General features: G+C 72.8%; 20 protein-coding genes. 6 read left to right on the forward strand and 14 right to left on the reverse strand.

Annotated features, from left to right (window positions below):
* Nucleotides 1-4: 4 nt before the first annotated feature.
* Entirely contained in the window at nucleotides 5-919 is a 915-nt protein-coding gene (mqnP, locus tag RMN56_RS09960) for a menaquinone biosynthesis prenyltransferase MqnP (RefSeq protein ID WP_313723543.1), read from the reverse strand.
* Nucleotides 919-2,379, reverse strand: coding sequence for a menaquinone biosynthesis decarboxylase (locus RMN56_RS09965; protein WP_313723544.1), 1,461 nt, complete (start codon nucleotides 2,377-2,379; stop codon nucleotides 919-921). Before RMN56_RS09965 ends, mqnP begins: the two co-directional genes overlap by 1 nt.
* Before the next feature lie 156 nt (nucleotides 2,380-2,535).
* Here RMN56_RS09965 and RMN56_RS09970 point away from each other — a divergent pair, with 156 nt between their 5' ends.
* Nucleotides 2,536-3,408: an alpha/beta fold hydrolase gene (locus tag RMN56_RS09970; protein ID WP_313723545.1), complete on the forward strand. Its 873-nt coding sequence runs from the start codon at nucleotides 2,536-2,538 to the stop codon at nucleotides 3,406-3,408.
* 9 nt (nucleotides 3,409-3,417) lie between these two features.
* Here RMN56_RS09970 and RMN56_RS09975 read toward each other — a convergent pair whose 3' ends face one another.
* Nucleotides 3,418-3,978: a carboxymuconolactone decarboxylase family protein gene (locus RMN56_RS09975; protein WP_313723546.1), complete on the reverse strand. Its 561-nt coding sequence runs from the start codon at nucleotides 3,976-3,978 to the stop codon at nucleotides 3,418-3,420.
* 63 nt (nucleotides 3,979-4,041) lie between these two features.
* Between RMN56_RS09975 and RMN56_RS09980 the strand changes: the two genes are divergently transcribed.
* On the forward strand, nucleotides 4,042-4,512 hold the full coding sequence (locus RMN56_RS09980; protein WP_313723547.1) for a MarR family winged helix-turn-helix transcriptional regulator: 471 nt from the start codon (nucleotides 4,042-4,044) through the stop codon (nucleotides 4,510-4,512).
* 53 nt (nucleotides 4,513-4,565) lie between these two features.
* Nucleotides 4,566-4,763, forward strand: a complete 198-nt coding sequence (locus RMN56_RS09985) for a hypothetical protein (RefSeq protein WP_313723548.1) — start codon at nucleotides 4,566-4,568, stop codon at nucleotides 4,761-4,763.
* A 9-nt stretch (nucleotides 4,764-4,772) separates the two neighbouring features.
* Here the strand turns inward: RMN56_RS09985 and ccsB are convergent, their stop codons facing one another.
* The 6 genes from ccsB to hemL all read right to left on the reverse strand — a co-directional run bounded on the left by ccsB (nucleotide 4,773) and on the right by hemL (nucleotide 10,835).
* Nucleotides 4,773-5,753 (reverse strand): c-type cytochrome biogenesis protein CcsB, encoded by a 981-nt coding sequence (gene ccsB, locus RMN56_RS09990; RefSeq protein ID WP_313723549.1) that lies wholly within the window; start codon nucleotides 5,751-5,753, stop codon nucleotides 4,773-4,775.
* Nucleotides 5,753-7,375, reverse strand: a complete 1,623-nt coding sequence (locus RMN56_RS09995) for a cytochrome c biogenesis protein ResB (protein ID WP_313723550.1) — start codon at nucleotides 7,373-7,375, stop codon at nucleotides 5,753-5,755. Before RMN56_RS09995 ends, ccsB begins: the two co-directional genes overlap by 1 nt.
* Nucleotides 7,375-8,214: a cytochrome c biogenesis CcdA family protein gene (locus RMN56_RS10000; protein ID WP_313723551.1), complete on the reverse strand. Its 840-nt coding sequence runs from the start codon at nucleotides 8,212-8,214 to the stop codon at nucleotides 7,375-7,377. Before RMN56_RS10000 ends, RMN56_RS09995 begins: the two co-directional genes overlap by 1 nt.
* Nucleotides 8,214-8,786, reverse strand: a complete 573-nt coding sequence (locus tag RMN56_RS10005) for a TlpA family protein disulfide reductase (RefSeq protein ID WP_313723552.1) — start codon at nucleotides 8,784-8,786, stop codon at nucleotides 8,214-8,216. The genes RMN56_RS10000 and RMN56_RS10005 overlap by 1 nt, the downstream gene beginning before the upstream one ends.
* Nucleotides 8,786-9,433 (reverse strand): histidine phosphatase family protein, encoded by a 648-nt coding sequence (locus RMN56_RS10010; protein ID WP_313723553.1) that lies wholly within the window; start codon nucleotides 9,431-9,433, stop codon nucleotides 8,786-8,788. Before RMN56_RS10010 ends, RMN56_RS10005 begins: the two co-directional genes overlap by 1 nt.
* A 64-nt stretch (nucleotides 9,434-9,497) precedes the next feature.
* Nucleotides 9,498-10,835 (reverse strand): glutamate-1-semialdehyde 2,1-aminomutase, encoded by a 1,338-nt coding sequence (gene hemL / locus RMN56_RS10015; protein WP_313723554.1) that lies wholly within the window; start codon nucleotides 10,833-10,835, stop codon nucleotides 9,498-9,500.
* Nucleotides 10,836-10,985: 150 nt separating this feature from the next.
* Between hemL and RMN56_RS10020 the strand changes: the two genes are divergently transcribed.
* Complete coding sequence (locus RMN56_RS10020; protein ID WP_091261368.1) at nucleotides 10,986-11,318, forward strand: STAS domain-containing protein; 333 nt, start codon at nucleotides 10,986-10,988, stop codon at nucleotides 11,316-11,318.
* Between the two features lie 88 nt (nucleotides 11,319-11,406).
* Here RMN56_RS10020 and RMN56_RS10025 read toward each other — a convergent pair whose 3' ends face one another.
* Nucleotides 11,407-12,999 carry an ABC transporter permease gene (locus RMN56_RS10025; RefSeq protein ID WP_313723555.1) on the reverse strand — a complete coding sequence of 531 codons (1,593 nt, stop codon included), beginning with the start codon at nucleotides 12,997-12,999 and terminating at the stop codon, nucleotides 11,407-11,409.
* Nucleotides 12,996-13,898 carry an ABC transporter ATP-binding protein gene (locus tag RMN56_RS10030; RefSeq protein WP_313723556.1) on the reverse strand — a complete coding sequence of 301 codons (903 nt, stop codon included), beginning with the start codon at nucleotides 13,896-13,898 and terminating at the stop codon, nucleotides 12,996-12,998. Before RMN56_RS10030 ends, RMN56_RS10025 begins: the two co-directional genes overlap by 4 nt.
* Nucleotides 13,899-13,965: 67 nt before the next feature.
* Here RMN56_RS10030 and RMN56_RS10035 point away from each other — a divergent pair, with 67 nt between their 5' ends.
* Nucleotides 13,966-14,490, forward strand: coding sequence for a GbsR/MarR family transcriptional regulator (locus tag RMN56_RS10035; protein WP_313723557.1), 525 nt, complete (start codon nucleotides 13,966-13,968; stop codon nucleotides 14,488-14,490).
* Between the two features lie 5 nt (nucleotides 14,491-14,495).
* On the opposite strand, the gene RMN56_RS10040 is transcribed toward RMN56_RS10035, so the two are convergent.
* Nucleotides 14,496-15,053 carry a response regulator gene (locus RMN56_RS10040; RefSeq protein WP_151463283.1) on the reverse strand — a complete coding sequence of 186 codons (558 nt, stop codon included), beginning with the start codon at nucleotides 15,051-15,053 and terminating at the stop codon, nucleotides 14,496-14,498.
* Nucleotides 15,050-19,402: a hybrid sensor histidine kinase/response regulator gene (locus RMN56_RS10045; protein WP_313724698.1), complete on the reverse strand. Its 4,353-nt coding sequence runs from the start codon at nucleotides 19,400-19,402 to the stop codon at nucleotides 15,050-15,052. Before RMN56_RS10045 ends, RMN56_RS10040 begins: the two co-directional genes overlap by 4 nt.
* Nucleotides 19,403-19,583: 181 nt before the next feature.
* Here RMN56_RS10045 and RMN56_RS10050 point away from each other — a divergent pair, with 181 nt between their 5' ends.
* Nucleotides 19,584-21,644: a SpoIIE family protein phosphatase gene (locus tag RMN56_RS10050; RefSeq protein WP_313723558.1), complete on the forward strand. Its 2,061-nt coding sequence runs from the start codon at nucleotides 19,584-19,586 to the stop codon at nucleotides 21,642-21,644.
* Between the two features lie 125 nt (nucleotides 21,645-21,769).
* Here RMN56_RS10050 and RMN56_RS10055 read toward each other — a convergent pair whose 3' ends face one another.
* Nucleotides 21,770-23,197 carry an FAD-binding oxidoreductase gene (locus RMN56_RS10055; RefSeq protein ID WP_313723559.1) on the reverse strand — a complete coding sequence of 476 codons (1,428 nt, stop codon included), beginning with the start codon at nucleotides 23,195-23,197 and terminating at the stop codon, nucleotides 21,770-21,772.
* Nucleotides 23,198-23,342 lie beyond the last annotated feature (145 nt).

Consider the following 23,342-nt stretch of genomic DNA (forward strand, 5'->3'; position numbering starts at 1 on the left):
CCCGTCAGGGGCGCAGGTCGAGGCGGACCACCAGGTCCAGCAGGGCGAAGACGAACAGCGCGATGCCGACGAAGCCGTTGGCGGTGAAGAACGCCCGGTTGACCTTGCTCAGGTCGGTCGGGCTGACCACCAGGTGCTGGTAGCCGAAGGCGACCGCGGTGAACGCGAGCCCGATCCACCAGAGCCAGCCGAAGCCGACCAGCGCGCCGAACCAGATGAACAGCGCGAAGGTGACCACATGCGCGACGGTGGAGGCGTGCAGCGCGAAACGCCGGCCGTAGCGGGCGGGAACGCTGTGCACCCCGATCTCCCGGTCGATTTCGGAGTCCTGGCAGGCGTAGATGAGGTCGAAGCCGCCGATCCAGAGGCCGACGGCCGCGCCGAGCAGCCAGGCCGGCCCGGAACCGGCGAGGGTGCCGGTGACGGCCAGCCAGGCGCCGACCGGGCCGACCGCCTGGGCGATCGCCAGGATGGCGTGCGGCCAGTCGGTGAACCGCTTGCCGTAGGGGTAGACGACCAGCGGCACCACGGCGAGCGGGGCGAGCGCCAGGCAGAGCGGGTTGAGCAGGGCGGCGGCGGCCAGGAAGACCACCAGCGCGACGGCCGCGCCGGTCCAGGCCGTCCGCACGCTCACCGCCCCGGTCACCAGCTCCCGGTTGGCGGTACGCGGGTTCCGCGCGTCGATCCGCCGGTCGAGGATCCGGTTGGCGGCCATGGCGAATGTCCGCGCGCCGACCATCGCCACGGTGATCAGCAGCAGGTCGAGCCAGCGCACCCGCCCGCCGTCGACCTGCATGGCGGTCAGCGCCGACAGGTACGCGAACGGCAGCGCGAAGACCGAGTGCTCGATCGTGACCAGCTTGAGGAAGGACTTGACCCGGCCCGGGCGCTCCACGGGGACCTCGGCGACGGTGGCCATCAGATGCCGTACTCCTTCCAGCGCTTGTCGACCAGCGAGACCACCTCGGGCGACATGGTCATCTCCTCGGGCCAACCCCGGGTGTAGCCCTCGGTGGGCAGCTTGCGGGTCGCGTCGAGGCCCGCCTTCCCGCCCCAGAACTGCTGGTACGAGGCGTGGTCCAGATGGTCCACCGGGCCCTCGGTGACGAGCAGGTCCCGGGCGTAGTCGACGTTGCCGAAGGCGCGGAACGCGACCTCGTTGTAGTCGTGCACGTCGCAGTCCTCGTCCACGATCACGATGAGCTTGGTCAGCGACATGAGGTGCGCGCCCCAGATCGCGTTCATCACCTTCTGCGCGTGCTTCGGGTAGCGCTTGCGGATGGAGACGATCGCGCAGTTGTGGAAGACGCCGGCGGCCGGCAGGTCGTAGTCGACGATGTCCGGGATCATCAGCTTGAGCAGCGGCAGGAAGATCCGCTCGGTGGCCTTGCCGAGGCCGTGGTCCTCCTGCGGCGGCTTCGAGGTGATGATCGAGTGGTAGACCGGGTCGCGCTGCATGGTCATCGTCTCGACGTGCAGCACCGGGAACGGCTCGACCGGGGTGTAGAAGCCGGTGTGGTCGCCGAAGGGGCCCTCGGGCAGCCGCTCGCCGGGCTCCAGGTAGCCCTCCAGCACGATCTGCGCGTTCGCCGGCACCTGCAGCGGCACGGTCAAGCAGTCGACCATCTCGACCCGCTCGCCACGCAGGAAGCCGGCGAACAGGTACTCGTCGATGTCGCTGGGCAGCGGCGCGGTGGCGGCGTACGAGACGACCGGGTCGCAGCCGATCGCGATGGCGACCGGGAGCCGCTGGCCGAGCCGCTCGGCGACGGCGTGGTGGGCGGTGGAGTCCTTGTGGATCTGCCAGTGCATGCCGAGGGTGTTCCGGCCGTGCTGCTGGAGCCGGTAGAGGCCGAGGTTGCGCTTGCCGGTCTCCGGGTGCTTGGTGTGGGTCAGCCCGAAGTTGTGGAAGATCCCGCCGTCGCCGGGCCAGACCTGGAGGCCGGGCAGCCGGTTCAGGTCGACGTCGTCACCGCGGTAGACCACCTGCTGGCAGGGGGCGGTCTTGACCTTCCGCGGCGGCAGCGACTTGAGCTGCATGACCTTGCCGAGGCCCTCGCGGATGCCGGACCAGCCGACGGGCAGCTCCGGCTTGATCATCGCGCCGATCCGCTCGCCGATCTCGTCCAGCGTGTCGACGCCCAGCGCCATGGCCATCCGCTTCTCGGTGCCGAACAGGTTGATCGCCACCGGCATCTCGCCCCGGGTGGGCCGCTCGAAGAGCAGCGCCGGGCCGCCGTCACGGACGGTCCGCGTGACCACCTCGCTGATCTCCAGCGAGGGGTCGACCGGGACGCTCACCCGCCGCAGCTCGCCCGCGGCCTCCAGGGCCGCGAGGAAATCCTTGAGATCGGTGTACGGGAAGCCACGAGCCGCCATGCCCGCCAGTCTCCCGCACCGGTCTTCCCAGCGTCCAAGCCGGGTGGTGTGAGCTGAGCGATGGCGTCGGACGAGCGCGGCCGGCCCCGGTTCGGCGGGCCCGGCATGGCCCTCCACTCGCCGGGTAGTCGAGCTGCCGGACGAGAGGGGGCGCCGATGGGCGAGGGACGGGTCCCGGCGGGGTTCACCGAGCAGCGGACCCGGGTCGGTGACGTGACGATCAACCACGTCCGCGGGGGCAGCGGGCCCACCCTGGTGCTCCTGCACGGCTATCCGCAGTGCTGGCGGATGTGGCGGCACCTGCTGCCGGAACTGGCCGAGTCGTTCGAGGTGGTCGCGCCCGACCTGCGCGGCTTCGGCGACAGCGACGCTCCCACCGCCGGGTACGACAAGAAGAGCGTCGCCGCCGACCTGCACGGGCTGCTGACCGGGCTCGGACTGGTCGAGGACATCCGCCTGGTCGGCCACGACCTCGGCACGATGGTCGCCTACGCCTACGCCGCCGCCCATCCCGACCGGGTGTCCCGGCTGGTGCTCACCGAGGCGCCGATCCCCGACGAGAGCATCTTCGCGATCCCGGCCCTGACCGCCGCCGGCCCGGCGGTGTGGAACTTCGGCTTCTTCAACCTGACCAACGGTCTGCCCGAGCAACTCGTCACCGGCCGGGAACCGCTCTGGGTGGACCGGTTCACCGACTCGATCATGGTCAACAAGGGCAGCATCGGCCCGGAGGTGGCGGCGGAGTACGCCCGGCACCTCCGGGACCCGGCCCACCTCTGGGCCAGCTTCGCCTACTTCCGCGCGTTCGGTCAGGACGTGGCGGACAACGCGGCGTACCGGGCGCAGAAGCTGCCGATGCCGGTACTCGCCGTCGGCGCCCGGGCCAGCCTCGGTGAGCAGGTGGCCGAGCAGGTCCGCCGGTACGCCGACACGGTCACCGGCGAGGTGGTGGAGGGGTGTGGCCACTGGCTCTTCGAGGAGCGGCCGGCCGAACTGGCGGAGCTGCTGCTGCCGTTCCTGCGAAGCTGAGGCCGCCGGTCAGGCGGCCGGGGACCAGGCGTACGCGGCCAGGGACGGGTCGAGCGGGGCGTCGGTGAGGCGGTTGGCGAAGGTCGAGATCGTGTACGTGCCGACGCCGAGCACCACGTCCAGCGCGTGCCGCGGCTGCCAGCCGGCGGTGAGGAAGGCATCCAGCTCGTCGTCGGGGACGTCGCCCCGGTGGTCGAGCACGGCGACGGTGAACCGGCGCAGCGCCTCCAGGCGCGGATCGGGCAGCGCGGTGCCGGCCCGGAGCGCCTCGATCAGCTCGGGCGCCCCGCTGCGCCGGGTGAGCGTCGCGGTGTGCATGGCCACGCAGAGGTGGCACTCGTTGCGGGTGGCCACGGTCAGCACGACCACCTCCCGGGCGACCGGGTCGAGGTCGGTGGACTCGAAGGTGGCGCTGGCGGTGAGGAAGCCCTTGAGCAGCTCGGGCGACTCGGCCATCAGGGCCACCGCGCCAGGCAGGTGGCCGAGCTTGCGGTGGACGCCGACCATGGTGGGACGGGCGGCCGCGGGCGCGGTGTCGGGGGTGTGGGTGGTGAAGACCGGACGGGACATGACGGGTTCCCTCGCATAAGATAGTCAACGTGGTTGACGAAATAGTAAACGAGGTTGTCGAACATGGCAACGCCTGACCGCCCCGGCTTCGTGCTCCCGCTGCTCCTGCTCGCCGGCTTCCGCACGCTCATCGACGACCTGCACGCCGAGCTGGCCCGGCAGGGGCACACCGAGCTGCGGCCGGCCCACGGCTTCGTGCTCCAGGCCGTCGGCCCCGCCGGCACCACCGCCTCCGACCTGGGCCAGCGCCTCGGCGTCTCGAAACAGGCGGCCGGCAAGACCGTCGACCGCCTGGTCGCCCTCGGCTACCTGGAACGCGCCGACGACCCGGCCGACGCCCGGCGCAAGCTGGTCCGGATGACGGCCCGGGGCCACGACGGGCTGCGCCGCTCGGCGATCGTCTTCGACGCCCTACGCGACCGCTGGGTGGCGACCCTCGGCGCCGACCGGGTCGCGGCCATGGAGGACGACCTGCGCCGGATGGTCCCGGCCGACGTCTTCCGCCTCGACGTCCCCGGCTGGTTCGGCGCGTGACAAACATCGTCGCGCCTTGACCCACCGGCCGGACCAGGGGCCACGATGTCCGCATGGACGACGCGTACGTGGTGGGCGACCCGGACGGGCTCAGCCCCCTACAGGCCGAGATCCGGGACGCCGTGGCCCGCGAGCTGCACGCCCAGTTCGCGCTGCGGGCCGACCGCCTCGACCTGGCCGACCTCCCCGAGGTGGCCTACCAGATCACCCTGCGCGTCGACGGGCTGCTGACCGGCCGCCGGGGCCGCTGACCGCCGGGGTCAGAGGCCGGCGTAGGAGTGCAGGCCGGTGAAGAAGAAGTTGACCCCGAACAGGTTCATCAGCATGGTCAGGAAGCCCACGACCGAGATCCAGGTGGCCACGTTGCGCTTGACGCTCGGGGTGGCCCGGGCGTGCAGGTAGCCCGCGTAGACCACCCAGGAGATGAACGCCCAGGTCTCCTTCGGGTCCCAGCCCCAGGCGCGACCCCAGGCCGCCTCGGCCCAGATCGCACCCGCGATCACCGCGAAGGTGAAGACCGGGAAGGCGAAGGCGTGCAGCGTGAAGGTCAGCCGCTCCAGGCCGGCCGCCGCCGGCAGCCGCCGGGCGAGGGTGTACGGGAAGCTCCGCTTCCCCTGCTCCCAGCCGGCCCGCATCAGGTAGGCCACGGCCGGCACCACGCCCAGCAGGAAGATGCCGGAGGCGAAGATGATCGTGGACACGTGGATGACGAACCAGTAGGACTGCAGCGCCGGCATCAACGGCACGACCTGCACGTAGAGCTTCAGCTCGGCGAACGCCAGCAGCAGCACCATGACCAGGGTGAGGAACAGCCCGAGCCGGCGCAGCGACGGCTGCTTCCAGAGCACCACGAGCCAGGCGGCCGCCCCGATCCAGGTGACGGTCAGCACGAACTCGTACATGTTGCCCCAGGGCATCCGCTCGGCGGCGATGCCCCGGGTGACCACCGCGCCGATGTGCAGCGCGGCGGCGAGCACGGTGATCCAGGCGGCGATCCGCCCGGCCAGCGCGGCCCGGGCGGCGGAGCGGCCGGCTCGGGCCGCGGCCGTGGGGACCGGACCCGCCGGCTCCTCGACCGTCCCGCCGGGGCCGCCGACGCCGGCGCCGACCAGCTCCCGGGCCGGGGCCGCCGCCGGCACCTTCCGGGCGTTGCCCAGGGCGTACTCGACGGCGTGGCTGATCATCGCGACCAGGTACGCCAGGATCGCGAACGTGACCAGCTGGTCGGAGAGTGCGGACATCACTCGTCTCCTTCTCGCGCCCGCGGGTCGTCCCGCCCGTCGTCGCTGACCGCGGCGACGAGCTGTGCGAACTCGTCGGCGAACCCTGGATGCTCGGTGCGCGGGAGCCCACCGGCCTCCACCAAACTACTACCGCTCGTCGGAGATTCACCCGCCGGGGCGGAAACCCGGAACCAGACCCGGCGCCGCCGGGCGAACAGCGAGCCCATCAGCCCGAGGAGCAGCGTCACGCAGGCGACCAGCATCAGGGTCTGGCCGGGGGCGTGTCGGACCGAGATGGTGATGTACGGCTTCGTGCCGACGAACTCCAGCGTGCTGCCATCGTCCAGCGTCCACTTCTCGCCGGGGCGCAGCACCTTCTCGCCGATCTGCTTGAGCTTGCCGTTGGCGACCTGCCGCTGGTCGAGCTTGTAGACCGAGCCCGGGATGCCGGCGTCCAGCCCCAGGTTGCCCCGGTACGCGGCCAGCACCACCGCGGGGTTCCGCTCGGCGGGGAACTGGGACGCGACGAACGGCGCGCGGTCCGGGGCGGTGGGCAGGTAGAGCCCGTCGAAGGCGACCTGCTGATCCGGGGAGCGCTTGCCGGTCTTCGGATCGACGTTCGCGTCCGGGAAGGCGGCCACGCCCTCCTCGGTGGCGTTCTGGTCGCCGCTGCGCAGGAACGGCTCGTCGCTGGTCTGCGTGCGGCCGTACCGGTCGGTGTACCTCAGGATCGGCGCGTACCCGTTGCCGAGCAGGTAGACGTTGGCCGCGCCGAGCCGCAGCGGCGAGTTGACCGAGAAGCCGGCGGTGCGCGTGGACCCGTCGTCCACGTGGTCCACGGTCACCGTGGCCCAGTAGCGGGAGGCCTGCCCGGACGCCAGGTAGTCGGCCTCGAACCGGTCCAGGGTGAGGCAGAACGGCGGCAGGTCCGCGCTGTCGACGCGCGGCCCGAGCGACGCCTCGGCGTACTGCTGGCGGCTGTTGCAGAAGGCGTTGTCCGCGCCGGCCGTCAGCAACTTGTTGCCGTGCCAGCCGTACCAGGAGCCGAGCGCGACCCCGAGCAGGAGGGCGACCAGCGAGACGTGGAAGAGCAGGTTGCCGGTCTCCTTGAGGTAGCCCTTCTCGGCGGAGACCTCGTTGCCACGGACCGTGACCCGCCAGCGGCGGCGGCGCAGCACCGCCGCGATCGCCTCGGGGTCGGCGGCGGCCGGGGCCTCCAGCACGGCGTGCTGAGGCAACCGCTCCAGGCGCTTCGGGGCGGCGGGCGGCCGCATCCGCAGCGCGCGGACGTGGTCGCGGGCGCGGGGCAGGATGCAGCCGACCAGCGAGGTGAAGAGCAGCAGGTAGATGGCGGAGAACCAGACCGAGCCGAAGACCTCGAACATGCCGAGCTGGTCGAGCCGGGGCGCCAGGTCGGGGTGGTCGACGAAGTACTCGTTGACCTTCTCCGGGCTGACCCCGCGCTGCGGCAGCACCGAGCCGGGGATGGCGGCGATCGCCAGCAGGAAGAGCAGGATGAGCGCGGTACGCATGCTGGTGAGCTGCCGCCACGAGTTGCGCAGCAGGGCCAGCACCGGGTTGGCCCGTCGCCGGGGGGCGTCCGCGGGCGGCGCGGCCGGGCGGTCGTCCACGGTCGTCATCAGATGCTCACCTCGCCCACGCCCACGTGCGTCTGCAACCAGATCACGAAGTCCTGCCAGCCGCCGGTGACCAGCGCCACGCCGATCAGGATCAGCAGTGCGCCGCCGATCCGGGTGACCCAGCGGCTGTTGCGCCGGACGGCGCGGAACACCCCGAGGAGGCGGTGGAAGCCCAGCCCGAAGACGACGAACGGTACCCCCAGCCCGAGGCAGTACGCCACGGCGAGCAGCACGGCCCGGTCGGTCCGCCCGTCGACCGTGGCCATGCCGAGCACCGCGCCGAGCGTCGGGCCGGTGCACGGCAGCCAGCTCAGCGCGAAGACGGCGCCGAGGACCGGGGCGCCGAGCAGGCCGGCGGCCGGGAGCCGCCGGATGCGGAACTCGCGCTGCATGCCGGGGACCACGCCCAGGTAGCCGAGGCCGAGCACCACGACGAGGGCGCCGATGACGATCTCCAACGTGCGCTCGTGCGCGAAGAGGAGCTTGCCGACGCCGGAGAAGAGGATCGCGGTGGCGGTGAACACCGCGGTGAAGCCGGCGATGAAGAGCATGGTGCCGGCCAGCACCCGCCCCTTCACGGCGGCGACCGGCCGTGCCGCCGGGGGCGCCGCGACGGCCACGCCGCCGCCGCTCGGCTCGCCCGCGACGGGAACGGGACTCTCCGTCCGGTTCCGGCCCTCCAGGTCCGCCCCGGCCAGCCCGGTGACGTACGACAGGTAGCCGGGCATCAGCGGCAGGACGCACGGGGAGAGGAAGCTGACCAGCCCGGCGAGCGCCGCGGCACCGACGGCCAGCAGCAGCGGGCCGGACTCGGCGAGCTGGCGGAAGGTCTCGCCCATCAGCGGGACCCGGACGGGGGCTGCTCGGCCGCGATCCGCTCGACGACGGGCTGGAGCTCGTCCCGGGTGATCGCCCGGCGGATCACCACGGCGACCCGGCCGTCGCGGTCCAGGACGACGGTCGCCGGGGTGGTGTTGGGCGGGATGTCGAAGTCGAGCGCCTGCCGGCTGGCCGGGTCGAAGAGGCTCGGGTAGGTGACCCGGCCCTCCTCGAAGGCGGCCGCCTTGTCCTTGCTGTCCTGCACGTTGATGCCGAGGAAGGTGACGCCGGACGCCTTGGTGGCCTGGTGCACGGCCTCCAGGTCGTCGGCCTCCGCCCGGCAGGGCGCGCACCAGGATCCCCAGAAGTTGACGACGACCACCTGGCCGCGGGCCTCGGCGATGTCGTAGCTGCCGCCGGTGAGCAGCTCGCCGCTCACCTTCGGGGTCTTCGACCGCTGGTCGGGGGCGCAGGTGATGGTGACGCCGTCGCTCGCGCAGCGGCTCTCCTCGCTGCCGGAGGAGCAGCCGACCAGCGCCGTCCCGGCGGTGACGGCGGCGAGCAGGGCGGCGACGAGCCTCCGGCTGGGCATCAGGCTCCCTTGGCCGTCCGGGCGGTCGGCGAGATCGAGACCAGGTGGGCCGCGGGCTCGGAGTAGCCGATGCCGACGATCTTGGCACCGTCGAAGTGGAACGAGGTGAGGCTGGCCAGGCCGCACTGCCGCTTGCGCGGGTCGTGCCAGAGCCGCTTGCGCTCGACGTAGCGGCGCAGGGTCCAGATGGGCAGCTGGTGGGAGACGAGCACGGCCTCGCGCCCCTCGGCGGCGATCCGGGCGGCGTGCAGCGCGCCGAACATCCGCTCGGCGATCACCCGGTAGGCCTCGCCCCAGGACGGGGTGACCGGGTCGCGCAGCACCCACCAGTTGCGCGGGTCGCGGAAGGAGCCGTCGCCCGGGGACACCTTCTTGCCCTCGAACCAGTTCGCGCTCTCGATCAGCCGCTCGTCCACCCCGACCGGCAGCCCGAACTGGGCGGCGATCGGCTCGGCGGTCTGCTGGGCGCGTTCGAGCGGGCTGGCCACCACGTGCACCACGGTGCGCTCGGCGAGCGCCTGGGCGGCCGCCTTGGCCATCTGGACGCCCAGCTCGGAGAGGCGGAACCCGGGCAGCCGCCCGTAGAGGATGCCGTCCGGGTTGTACACCTCGCCGTGCCGCAGCACGTGGACCACCGTCTCGCTCACGCCTGAGCCCCCTTCGTTCGCGGCTGCGGGGCTCGCAAACCCGGCTCACTCCTCGCGCTCACCGTTACCCCCCGTGTCCCGCCGCTGCCGCCGCCGCTGCCGCCGCCGGCAGGGCCGCGGCGATCTGCTCCAGGGCGGCGTCGTCGATCGCCGCCGACACGAACCACGACTCGAACGCGCTCGGCGGCAGGTAGACGCCGGCGGCGAGCATGGCGTGGAAGAACGCCTTGAACGCGGGCACCTGCTGGGTGCGGGCGCTGTCGTAGTCGGTCACGTCGGCGTCGGTGAAGAAGATCGAGAACATGTTGCCCGCGTACGACAGGCGGTGCGGGACCCCGGCGGCGGCCAGCGCCTCGGCGGCGAGCTTGCCCACGGCGGCGGCCGTCTCGTCGAGGCGGCGGTAGAGCGCGTCGTCGGCCAGCCGCAGCGTGGCCAGGCCGGCGGCGCACGCGAGGGGGTTACCGGAGAGGGTGCCGGCCTGGTAGACCGGGCCGGCCGGGGCCAGCCTCGCCATGATCTCGGTGCGTCCGCCGAACGCCGCGGCGGGCAGGCCGCCGCCCATGACCTTCCCGTACGTCCACAGGTCGGCGTCGGACGGGTCGAGGCCGTGCCAGCCGGCGCGGGAGACCCGGAACCCGGTCATCACCTCGTCGACGATGAGCAGCGCGCCGTGCGCGTGGGCGATCCGGGCGAGCTGCTGGTTGAAGTCGCCGCGCGGGGCGACCACGCCCATGTTGCCGGCGGCCGCCTCGGTGATGATGGCCGCGATGTGCGGGCCCTCGGCGGCGAAGGCCTCCTCGACCGCGCGCAGGTCGTTGTACGGCAGCACGATCGTGTCGCCGGCGGCCGCCCCGGTGACGCCGGGCGAGTCGGGCAGGCCGAGGGTGGCCACGCCCGAGCCGGCGGCGGCGAGCAGCGCGTCGGAGTGGCCGTGGTAGCAGCCGGAGAACTTGATGATCTTGGCCCGGCCGGTGAAGCCGCGGGCCAGCCGGATCGCCGACATGGTCGCCTCGGTGCCCGAGTTGACCAGGCGGACCTGCTCCACCGGGGTCCGCGTGACGATCTCCGCGGCCAGCTCGACCTCGCCCGGGGTGGGGGTGCCGAAGCTGGTGCCGAGCGCGGCGGCCTCGCGCAGCGCCTCGACCACGGCCGGGTGGGCGTGACCGAGGATCAGCGGGCCCCAGGAGCAGACCAGGTCGACGTAGCGGCGACCGTCGGCGTCGAAGAGCCAGGGACCCTCCCCCCGGACCATGAAGCGCGGGGTGCCGCCGACGGCACGGAACGCGCGTACGGGTGAGTTGACCCCGCCGGGCACGATGGCCTTGGCGCGGTCGAACAGGGCCTCGGAGGCCGGTGCGTCGGCCGGGTAGCGGCCGGATCCGGCGGGAAACGTATCGGTCACGATGCCGCCATTGTGTCAGCGCCGGGCAGCTGATCGGCAGGCACCCCGCACCGAGGGTTACCGGGCTCACGCCCCGCGGGTGCGGCACGGGCCAGCAACCGGCGGGTCGCTCGACAGGCCCGTGGGTCGAGATCGCGATAGGGTGACCGGGTGGATCGTGCCGAACTGTCCATCACGCTACACCGGACGGGTGACGAAGCGGTGCTTCGCCTCGCCGGTGAGATCGACATGCTCACGGCCGCCCAGCTGTCGACAGTCGTCAACGAGGTGCTGGCCGACCCCCCGCCGCGCATCGTGCTCGACCTGGGCGGGGTCACCTTCTGCGACTCGCAGGGCCTCGGGACGCTCGTGGTGCTCAGCCGCAAGGCCAGCCACGCCCAGAGCCTGCTGGTCCTGAGCAACGTCGGCGACTTCCTCCTCCGCGTCCTGGACATCACCGGCCTCCGCTCGGCTCTGATGATCCGCAACGAAACCGCCCCCTGACCCGTCCTGGTCGGCGTTGATCAAGAAGTTTGCGTCTGCCGAGGGCTGATGCCGGACGCAAACTTCTTGATCAACTAGGTCTGCGCGGTCAGGTGACCGGGACGTCGCGGCGGCGGAAGGCCGTCAGGCCGGCTGCCGTCAGGGCCAGGGCCACGGCGGCCAGGGTCCACAGCGGGGTGGCGCTCCAGGTGTCGCGAAGGACCTGGGGGGTGTGCGTGAACGGGGACAGGTCCAGCAGCCACTGGTCGAGTTCGAGCACCGCGCCGAGCTGGCCGAGCAGCACGCAGACCGCCAGCACCGCCCAGGCCGTCGGGGCCAGCCGGGGCAGCAGGCCGTAGAGCAGCACGGCGAGCCCGGCCAGCACCCAGGCGGCGGGCGCGTGGGCCAACCCGGCACCGAGCATCCGGGGCAGCTCCCGCGGCACGTCGTGCACGCTCAGCCCGTACGTCAGGCCGGTCGCCAGGCCGGTCACGGCGAGCACCACGGCCGGGCCGACCAGCGCGAACACCACGTGCGACAGCAGCCAGGTGGAGCGGCGCGCGCCGGTGACGAGCACCGGTTCGGCGTGCCCGGCGGACTCCTCGGCGCGCATCCGCAGCGCGGCCTGGATGCCGTAACCCGCGGCGGCCAGCCCGGCCAGGCTGAGCGTGGCGCCCAGGTAGGCGTCGGCCAGGCCGGAGGCCCCACCGATCCGGGCCATGATCTGCTCCAGCTCCTCGTTACCCTCGACCGAGCGGCCGGCCGCCTGCGCGGCGCCGCCGAGGATCAGCCCGAGCAGGCCGAAGCCGACCGACCACCAGAGGATCTGCCCCCGGTGCAGCCGCCAGGCCAGCCCGAACGGGCCGGCGAGCCCGCGGCCGGCAGTGGCCGGCCCGAGCCGGGGCGGCAGCACCCCCGCGCCCAGGTCGCGGCGCACCGAGACCGGGTACGCGACCGCGGCGAGCAGCGCCGACGCGACCAGCGGCAGCGCCAGCACCCACCAGCGTTCCCCCTCGAAGGGCCGGATCCGGGGTGCCCAGCCCAGCGGGGAGAGCCAGCTCGGCCAGTCGTTGGCGGCGGTGTCCCCCACCATCCGCAGCGCGAAGGAGGCGCCGAGGACGGCGATCCCGATGCCCCGTGCCCCGCCCGCGCTCTCGGTGAGCTGGGCGGTCAGCCCGCCGAGGGTGGCGAAGACCACGCCGGTGAGCGCCGTGCCGAGGCCGTACGCGTACGAGCCGGTGGCGGAGAGCCCGGTGGACGCCAGCCCGGCCGCGGTGAGCAGGCCGAGCAGCAGGTCGGCCGCGTACGTGACGAGCAGCGCGGCGGTCAGGCCGGCGTGCCGGCCCAGCACCCCGCCGCCGAGCAGCTCCCGCCGGCCGGCCTCCTCCTCGACGCGGGTGTGCCGGACGACGGTGAGCACGCTGGCCAGCGCCACGATGACCAGCAGGAAGCCGCCGCGCTGGGCGGTCAGCGCGCCGACGCTGTCCCCGTAGACCGGGCCGAGCAGCGCGATGATCGAGGGGTTGCGGGCGGTGCCGGTGACGTACGCGGCCCGCTCGGCGTCGGTCGGGAACAGCTCGAAGAAGCTGGTCGCGTAGGTCGTCGGCAGCACGGCGAGGAACAGCACCCAGAGCGGGAGCACGAGACGGTCCCGGCGCAGCACGAGTCGGGCCAGCTGCCAGGTGCCGGTGAGGGTGCTCATCGGGTCAGCTCCTCGGGGACCGCCTCGTAGTGCCGCAGGAACAGCTCCTCCAGCGTCGGCGGCGTGCTGACCAGGCTGCGGACGCCCAGCTCGGTGAGGCGCCGCAGCGCGACGTCCAGCGCGGCGGTGTCCACGTCGAAGCGGACGCGGTTGCAGTCCACCCGCAGGTCGTGCACGCCGGGCAGGTCGGCCAGCCCGTTCAGCGGGGCGGTCACCTCGGCGTCGATCGAGGTGCGGTGCAGGTGGCGCAGCTCGGTGAGGGTGCCGGACTCGACGGCCCGGCCGTTCCGGATGATCGTCACCCGGTCGCAGAGCGCCTCCACCTCGGCCAGGATGTGGCTGGAGAGCAGCACGGTGCGGCCGTCCTGCTTGGCCCGGCGTACCCAGTGCTGGAAGACCTCCTCCATGAGCGGGTCGAGCCCGGAGGTGGGCTCGTCGAGGATGAGCAGCTCGACGTCGGAGGCGAGCGCGGCCACCAGGCCGACCTTCTGCCGGTTGCCCTTGGAGTAGGCGCGGCCCTTCTTGCGCGGGTCCAGCTCGAAGGACTCCAGCAGCTCGGCCCGGCGCTTCGGGTCGAGCCCGCCGCGCAGCCGGCCGAGCAGGTCGATCACCTCGCCGCCGCTCAGGTTGGGCCAGAGGGTGACGTCGCCGGGCACGTACGCGAGCCGGCGGTGCAGGGCGACGGCGTCCCGCCAGGGGTCGCCGCCGAGCAGCCGGACGGCCCCCGCGTCCGCCCGCAGCAGACCGAGCAGCACCCGGATGGTGGTCGACTTGCCGGAGCCGTTGGGGCCCAGGAAGCCGTGCACCTCGCCGGCGCGGACGGTCAGGTCGAGTCCGTCGAGCGCTCGGGTCCGGCCGAAGGTCTTCACCAGGCCGGACACCTCAATGGGAGTTTCCATACTTCGGAAGCTACGCTCGTTTCACAAACTTGTGAAGACAGTGAGATCTGAGAGACGATCGGATGCGATGAGCACCGAGGAGACGATGTCGATGACCCCGCCGCGCCCGGACGAGGAAGAGGTCCACCGCTTCGTGGAACGGATGGCGATGGCCTTCGCGGACGTCGGCTTCCCCCGGATGGCCGGCCGGGTGCTCTTCACCGTGATGAGCGCGGACGAGCCGCTCACGGCCGGCGAGATCGCCGAGCGACTGGGGGTCAGCGCGGCGGCCGTGTCCGGCGCCGTGCGCTACCTGACCCAGTTCGCCATGCTGGTCCGCGAGCCGGTCAAGGGCTCCCGGCGGGACCGCTACCGGATGCCGGCCAACCCCTGGTACGAGGCCACCATCACCAAGACCGGCCTCTACAAGAACTTCATCGACATCGCCAAGGGCGGGATGGACGCGCTGGGTGGGCGGGACACCCCGGCGGGCGAGCGGGTGGCCGAGATGCGGGACTTCTTCCTCTTCGTCCAGGAGGAGATCGACGCCCTCGGCGAACGGTGGCGGGCCCGGCGCGCCGCGACGGGACACGGCGACCCGGCCGACGCCTGAGCGCCTCAGGCGTTGTTGCCCCAGCGGGCCTGCTCCAGCAGGTCCACCGCACGCTCCCGGGACTCCGCGTCGTCGTCGGCGCGCAGCAGCGCGGTCGCCTCGTCCACCGCGTCGGTGAGCACCCGCCACTGCGCGTCGCGCTCCCGCACCAGGTCCGACTGGGCGGCGAGCTGCCGGGTCTTCACCCACAGCTCGACGAAGACCGACACCTTCGCCCGCAGCACCCACGGGTCGAAGGGCTTGGTCAGGTAGTCGACCGCGCCGACCGCGTAGCCCCGCAGGGCGAGCTGGGCGTCCTTGTCCGCGGCGGTGAGGAAGATGATCGGCACATGCCGGGTCCGCTCCCGCCGCTTGATGTGGGTGGCCGTCTCGAAGCCGTCCATGTCCGGCATCTGGGCGTCCAGCAGGATCACCGCGAAGTCGTCCACCAGGAGCTGCTTGAGCGCCGCCTCGCCGCTCTCCACGGCGACGGACTGCACCGGAAGCCCCTGGAGGATCGCCTCCAGGGCCATCAGGTTCTCCCGCCGGTCGTCCACCAGCAGCGCCTTGGCCATCTGGGTCACGGAGTCTCCTCGCCTCGGCTCCGGCCGATCCAGGACGCCATCAGCTCGATCAGCTCGTCCAGGTCCACCGGCTTGGTGATGTAGTCGCTGCCCCCGGCCGCGATCGCCGACTCCCGGTCACCGGGCATCGCCTTCGCGGTCAGGAACACGATCGGCAGGTCCGCGAAGCGATGGTTGCGCCGGATCTGCGCGGTCGTCTCGTAGCCGTCCTGGTCCGGCATCATCGCGTCCATCAGCACGATGTCCACCTCCGGATGCTCGGCCAGTTGGCGGACGCCGTCCGCCCCGTTGTCCGAGTACAACACGGTCATACCGTGGAGTTCCAACGCGGAGGTCAGCGCGAACACGTTCCGGACGTCGTCGTCGATGATCAGAACGGTCACGCCCTCCAGCCGACGGGTGGCCGGAGTCTCCTGCGGCTGCGGCAGCTCCATGGGCATGAGCAGGGAGGACGGCAGGCCCGCGCGCTGCGGCGAGGGCGGCGCCGGCGCCACCACCGCGTCCGGCGCCAGCACATCGGGTACGAAGAGAGTGAACGTCGACCCCTGCCCGGGCGCGGAGGACACGGTGATCGTGCCGCCGAGCAGCCGGGCCAGGTCCCGGCTGATCGACAGGCCCAGGCCGGTGCCGCCGTAGCGCCGGCTCGTGGTGCCGTCGGCCTGCTGGAACGCCTCGAAGATCAGCGAGAGCTTGTCGTCCGAGATGCCGATGCCCGTGTCGATCACCGTGAACGCGATGACCTGCCGGGCGTTGGTCAGCGCCGGCACGTCGAAGACGGCGTTCTCGGCGGCCGGCGCGATGCGCAGGGTGACCGCGCCGTTGTCGGTGAACTTCACGGCGTTGGAGAGCAGGTTGCGCAGGATCTGCTGGAGCCGCTGGGCGTCGGTGACCAGCGCCGGCGACAGGTCCTTGCTGATCCGCACCTGGAAGTCGAGGCCCTTCTCCTCGGCCTGCGGCGCGAACGCCTGCTCGACGTAGCCGCGGATCTCCGAGAAGTGGATCTCGGTCGGCTCCACGTCCATCCGGCCCGCCTCGATCTTGGACAGGTCGAGGATGTCGTCGATCAGCGAGAGCAGGTCCGATCCGGCGCTGTGGATGGTCCGGGCGAACTCGATCTGCTTGGCGCTCAGGTTCTGCTCCGGGTTCTCGGCGAGCAGCCGGGCCAGCAGGAGCAGCGAGTTCAGCGGCGTACGCAGCTCGTGGCTCATGTTGGCCAGGAACTCCGACTTGTACGCCGACGCCCGGGTGAGCTGCTGCGCCTTCTCCTCCAGGCCGAGCCGGGCCAGCTCGATCTCCCGGTTCTGCGTCTCGATGTTGGTCTTCTGCTCGGAGAGCAGCTTCGCCTTGTCCTCCAGCTCGGCGTTGGTGCGCTGGAGTTCCGCCGACTGCTCCTGCATCTCGTGCGCCAGCCGCTGCGACTGCGCCAGCAGCTCCTCCGTACGCCGGTTGGCCTGGATGGTGTTGACCGCGACGCCGATGGTGAGCACCAGCCGCTCCAGGAACGCCAGGTGCAGGTCGGAGAAGGTGGTGACCCCGGCGAACTCGATCACGCCGAGCAGCTCGCCCTCGAAGAGGACCGGCAGCACCACGAGGTCGGCCGGGGGTGTCTCGGCCAGGCCGGAGCGGAGCACCAGGCGCCCGTCGGGCTGGGTGTTGACCCGGATGGTCCGCCGGGACAGGGCGGCCTGCCCGACCAGCCCCTCGCCGGGCCCGAAGGTCACGTCGTGCCCGCGCGCGACGTAGCCGTAGGAGGCGGTGAGCCGCAGCCGCACGCTGCCCTCGGAGCTGTCCGCCAGGAAGAACGCGCCGAGCTGCGCGTCGACCAGCGGGGTCACCTCCATCATGATCATGCGGCAGACCTCGCCGAGGTCCCGCTGGCCCTGGAGCAGGCCGCCGATGCGGGCCAGGTTCGAGTCGAGCCAGCCCTGCTCGGCGTTCTTCTTGGTCGTCTCCCGGAGGGTGACGATCATCTGGTTGATGTTGTCCTTCAGCTCGGCGACCTCGCCCTGCGCCTTCACGCTGATCCGCTGGGTCAGGTCGCCGCGGGTCACCGAGGTGGAGACCTGCGAGATCGCGCGGAGCTGGGTGGTCAGGGTCGAGGCGAGCTGGTTGACGTTCTCGGTGAGGTCGCGCCAGGTGCCGCTGACCCCCTTCACCTGGGCCTGGCCACCGAGCTTGCCCTCGATGCCGACTTCGCGGGCCACCCGCGTGACCTCGTCGGCGAACGAGGACAGCTGGTCGACCATCGTGTTGACGGTGTTCTTCAGCTCCAGGATCTCGCCCTGCGCGTCCACCGTGATCTTCTGACCCAGGTCACCCTTGGCCACGGCCGTGGTGACCGAGGCGATGTTCCGCACCTGGCTGGTCAGGTTCGAGGCCATCGAGTTCACGTTGTCGGTCAGGTCGCGCCAGGTGCCGCTCACGCCCTTCACCTGGGCCTGCCCGCCGAGCTTGCCCTCGGTGCCCACCTCGCGGGCCACCCGCGTGACCTCGTCGGCGAACGACGAGAGCTGGTCGACCATGGTGTTGACCGTCGACTTCAGCTCCAGGATCTCGCCCTGCGCGTCCACCGTGATCTTCTGCGACAGGTCGCCCTTGGCCACGGCCGTCGACACCTGGGCGATGTTCCGCACCTGCGCGGTCAGGTTCGACGCCATCGAGTTCACGTTGTCGGTCAGGTCCCGCCAGGTGCCGGCCACGCCGCGTACCTGGGCCTGCCCGCCCAGCTTGCCCTCGGTGCCCACCTCGCGGGCCACCCGGGTCACCTCGTCGGCGAACGACGACAGCTGGTCCACCATCGTGTTGACCGTCGACTTCAGCTCCAGGATCTCGCCCCGGGCGTCCACGGTGATCTTCTGGCCCAGGTCGCCCTTCGCCACCGCCGTGGTGACCGAGGCGATGTTCCGCACCTGGCTGGTCAGGTTCGACGCCATCGAGTTCACGTTGTCGGTCAGGTCCCGCCAGGTGCCGCTCACGCCCTTCACCTGCGCCTGGCCGCCCAGCTTGCCCTCGGTGCCCACCTCCCGGGCCACCCGGGTCACCTCGTCCGCGAACGACGACAGCTGGTCCACCATCGTGTTCACGGTGTTCTTCAGCTCCAGGATCTCGCCCTGGGCGTCCACCGTGATCTTCTGCGACAGATCGCCCTTGGCCACCGCCGTGGACACCTGCGAGATGTTCCGCACCTGGCTGGTCAGGTTGCCGGCGAGCTGGTTCACGTTCTCGGTGAGGTCGCGCCAGGTGCCGGAGACCCCGCGTACCTGGGCCTGGCCGCCCAGCTTGCCCTCGATGCCCACCTCGCGGGCCACCCGGGTCACCTCGTCGGCGAACGACGAGAGCTGGTCCACCATCGTGTTCACGGTGTCCTTCAGCTCCAGGATCTCGCCCTGGGCGGCCACCGTGATCTTCTGGGACAGGTCGCCACGGGCCACCGCCGTGGAGACCTGGGCGATGTTGCGGACCTGGCTGGTCAGGTTCGACGCCATCGAGTTGACGCTGTCGGTCAGGTCCTTCCAGGTGCCGGCCACGTTCGGCACCTCGGCCTGGCCGCCGAGCTTCCCGTCGGTGCCCACCTCGCGGGCCACCCGGGTCACCTGCTCGGCGAAGAGCCGCAGCGTGTCGGTGAGCGAGTTCATCGTGTCGGCCAGCTCGGCCACCTCGCCCCGGGCGCCCACCGTGATCTTCTGCGACAGGTCGCCCTTCGCCACCGCCGTCGCCACCTGGGAGATCGACCGCACCTGACCGGTGAGGTTCGACGCCATGGTGTTCACCGAGTCGGTGAGGTCCTTCCAGGTGCCGGCCACACCCCGGACGTCCGCCTGGCCGCCCAGCTTGCCCTCGGTGCCCACCTCCCGGGCCACCCGGGTCACCTCGTCGGCGAACGACGAGAGCTGGTCGACCATCGTGTTCACGGTCCGGCCGATGCGCAGGTACTCACCGCGCAGCGGACGGCCGTCGATCTCCAGCGCCATGTGCTGGGACAGGTCGCCGTCGGCCACCGCCACGATCACCCGGGCGATCTCCGTGGTCGGGCGGCCCAGGTCGTCGATCAGCGAGTTGACCGCCCGCTGCCCCTCCGCCCACGAGCCGTCCAGGCCCTCGTCGTCGAGGCGCTCGGTCAGCCGGCCGTCGCGGCCGACGACCCGGCTGATCCGGCGCAGGTCCAGGTGCTGCCGCTCCTGCAGCGACACCACGTCGTTGAAGGAGTCCGCCACCTCGCCCGCCAGGCCGGCCCGCCGGGGCAGCCGGACCCGGAGGTCGCCGCGACGCACCCGCCGCAGCGCCTCGACCAGCTCACCGAGGAGCACCTCGTGGTCGTCCCCGGCTACCAGTTGTTTCGCCGTGGTCATCAGTTCCTCGCTCAGCTCGGGGGCCATCAGGCTCGTGCCGACACGCGGCCATCCCACCATTCTGCCGCGTGTCACGTCGAGGCCACGGGCTCCAGCCGCCCGCCACGCCCGATCTGTCCCCCGCCGACCGGATCGGCGGACCGGCTTGGCACCCGGGGCGGCGGCGGTGGAGGATACGGAGGTGTCAGCGGAGACGGGGCCGGCGATGAACGGCGGCTCGGACGAACACGTCCGGCGGGTCCGCCTCCCCGCAGATCGGCGCACGCCCGCGGCGGCCCGGGCGCTGGTGCGGTCCGTGCTCGCCGAGGCGGACCTGCACGAGCTGCTCAACGAGGCGCTGCTGCTGACCACCGAGCTCACCACCAACGCGGTGGAGCACGCGCGCACCGAACTGGACATCGAGGTCGAAGCCGACCCGGCGGGGCTCACCGTCACGGTCACCGACTTCGCCTCCGGCCCGGTCGACGAGCTGATGATCGGCGTCCGGAACACCACCTCCGACATCACCGAGGTGGCCGAGCGCGGGCGCGGGCTGCTGCTGGTCGACCACTTCGCCAGCCGGTGGGGCACCACCTACCTGCCCACCGGGAAGGGCGTCTGGTTCCGGCTCGACCGGCCCCACCTCGGGGCGGCCGCTCGGCCGGCCGAGACCCGCGCCACACTCGCCGACAGCGCGGCGGACGGGGGAACCCCGAGCGCCGCCGCGATGAGCGAGCTGATGCAGACCACCCCCGACCCGAACGCGGACGACCCGCTGCCCGAGTTCGCCGCCGGGCTGCTCACCCGGGTCGCCGACATGGTCGGCGCGGCCGGCGGTGTGGTGCGGCTGGACCGCGGCGACGGGCAGGGCCGCCAGGTGCTCGCCCGCTACGGCCGGCAGCCCCGGGAGGGCAGCGAGCTGCTCCGCGTCCCGCTCGCCGTGCACCGCCCGTACGCCGGGGAGCTGGAGCTGGACGCGGCGCCCTCCGCGTACGCCCGGCCCCTCGCGGTGCTCGCCGCCGAACGGCTCTCCCTGCACCTGGAGAACGACCGGCTGCGCCGCGCCGACGTCCGGCGGTCGGCCTGGCTGACCTTCCTGGCCGAGGCGAGCGAGCTGCTCGCCCAGTCGCTCGACGTCGAGCTGACCATGGCGCTCGTCCCCCAGCTCGTGGTGCCCCGGCTCGGCCAGTGGTGCGCGGTGCACACCAGCGACGAGTGGGGGCGGCTGCGGCTCGCCGCGGCCAGCCACGCCGACGAGTCGGTGCTGCCGCAACTGCACCGGGTCCTTCAGGAGACCGGGCCCGACTCGATCCAGGCCCGGCTGCGGGAGGCCTCCCGCAGCGCCGCGCAGGTACCGCTGAGCGGGCCGATGGAGGGCTTCGCCGTACCCCTGATCGCCCGCGGGCAGCGGCTCGGCACCCTGGCCGTGGGCCGCCACCAGCGGCACCGGCACGACCCTGACGAGGTCTCGGTGCTGGAGGACGTGGCCCGGCGGGCCGCCCTGGCCATCGAGAACGCCCGGATCCACGCCGAGCGCCGACGCGTCGCGCAGACCCTCCAGCAGTCGCTGCTGCCGCCCGTGCTCCCGGTGGTCGAGGGCATCGGCTTCGCCGCCGAGTACGTCCCGACCGGCGACGACGCCGAGGTCGGCGGCGACTTCTACGACGTGGTGCCACTGTCGGACGGCCGGTGGCTCGTGGTGGTCGGCGACGTCTCCGGCAAGGGCGTCCAGGCGGCGGCCGTGACCGGGCTGGTCCGGGACGTGATCCGGGTGCTGGTCGGCGACGGCAAGCCGCTGCCCGAGGTGCTCGGCCGGCTCAACGAGACGCTGGTCGAGCGGGGTGGCGGCCGCTACTGCACGCTGGCGCTGGCGGCGGTCGGCCCCGGCGACGGCGACCAGCTCGACGTCTCCCTGCACCTGGCCGGGCACGACCGGCCGGTCCTGCTGCACGGCGGCGGCGGTGCGGGCTTCGTCGGCACCGGCGGCACGGCGCTCGGGCTGCTCGACACGATCGCCACCCCGACCGCCGAGATCGCCCTCAAGCCGGGCGACGCGCTGATCTTCTACACCGACGGGGTCACCGAGCGGCGGCGCGGCCGGGAACTGTTCGGCACCGACCGACTGCGCGAGGCCGCCGCGCCCCTGGCCGGCTACTCGGCCGACGTGGTCGCCGCCCGCCTCCGCGCCACAGCCATCGCCTTCTCCGTCGAACCCCCCAGAGACGACATAGCAGTCCTGGTCCTCCGCAACGACGCCCTGTAACCCCTCCCCCTGCCCCCTCCCCCTGCCCCCTCCCCCCGCCGGACCGCGTCGATCATGAAGTTCGCGGCACTCGGCGCCCGATTTGTCGCCGCCAACGTCATGATCACCGAGGCTGGCGCGCGGGGTTACAGGCCGCCCGGGAGGCGGCCGGGGGACAGGCGGTGGTGGGGGTCCAGGTGCGCCTTGGCCGTGCGGAGGCGGGGCAGGATGGGCAGCTCGCCCCAGAGGTCGACGGCGCGGCGGACCGGTGTGGGAGCGGAGACCACCACGCAGCGGCCCTGGCGGGCGAGGAGCACGCCCCGGACGGCGGCGAGGATCGAGGCCACCCGCTCGGGCGGCAGCGACCCGGGCAGCGCGGCGTGCACGGCGCCGATCCCGGCCGAGCCGCGGACCGGCACCGGCGTGCCGGCCGCGTCGCGCAGCGCGTAGACGGCGGCGTGCAGGTCGTTGATCGGCACCTCGATCCGCAGGGCGGTGTCGCCCGGGGCGAACGGGTAGCGGCCCCACCACTCGGGGGCGGCGTGGTTGACCACGGCCTCGGGGCCGAGCAGCGCGGCGAGCCGGTCGGCGCGTTCCGCCACGTCGGCGGGGCCGCCTTCCAGGAGCACCACGAGGCTGCCCGCGGCGGCCGGCCGCCCCGGGCGCCCGGTCACCGCCGGGTGGTCGGGCCGGTTGGCCACGGACGGGTGGGAGGCGGGGATTCGCCGGCGCGGCAGCGCCACGTGCACCGGCAGGTCCAACTCGACGGCCGCCGGGTCGAGCCGGGCGGCGAGCACCGCCCGGACCAGGTCGTGCACCTCCAGCGGGGTCCACACGGGACGGGACACCCAGACCCGGCCGGCCGGCACGGCCTGCACCCGCATGGTGGCCGAGACCAGCACCCCGAGGCCGCCCTGCGAGCCGCAGAGCAGCCGGGCCACGTCGAGCCCCGGCACCTCGGCCGCGCCGAACAGCGCCGCCGCGCCACCCCGCGCCGGCCCGGCCCGGCCGAGCAGCGCGGTGCCCGGCTCCCCCACGCTGACCAGTTCGCCGTCGGCGTCGAGGTAGCGCACCCCGACGAGCTGGGCGCACGGGCTGCCGTGCCGGTGGCGCAGCGGGCCGGACTCGTCGGCGGCCAGCACCCCGCCGAGGGTCGCCCCGGGGGAGGGCGCGTCGACCGGGAGGCGCCGGCCGGTGCGCCCCAGGGTGGCCTGGACGGCCCGCAGCGGGGTGCCGGCGCCGATCTCGGCCACCGCGGAAGCCTGCGGCTCGTGCCACACCCCGGCCAGCCGGCCGGTGTCGAGCATGATGTCGACCTGCGCCGGCGCGGCGCCCCAGTCGATCTTCGTGCCGGCGCCGCGGGGCACCACGGTCAGGTCGTGCGCCGCGGCCAGCCGGAGCACCTCGGCCGCGGCGTGCGGGCCGCCCGGCACCGCCACCCAGCGGGCCGTCCGGCCGGCCACCTCGTCGGCCGGGCCGGCGAACCGGGCGAACGGCGCGCCGCAGATCTCCGCCAGCTTCCGGGTGATCTCGAGGGCTCCGGGTCGGTCGGTGGAACGCGCTGCAGCCGCCATGGCGGTTATCGTACACATGTTCGAACGATGTGCCGGCGAGTCGCCGCACTTCGGCGACGCGCGGACCTGAGGGCGGCCCACCGCCGGTAACGTGGCGCCCGTGACCACCGAGACTTTCGACAACTCCAGCTCGGCGCGTCGATCG

This window comes from Micromonospora halotolerans (genome assembly GCF_032108445.1).
Taxonomy (GTDB): Bacteria; Actinomycetota; Actinomycetes; order Mycobacteriales; family Micromonosporaceae; genus Micromonospora; species Micromonospora halotolerans.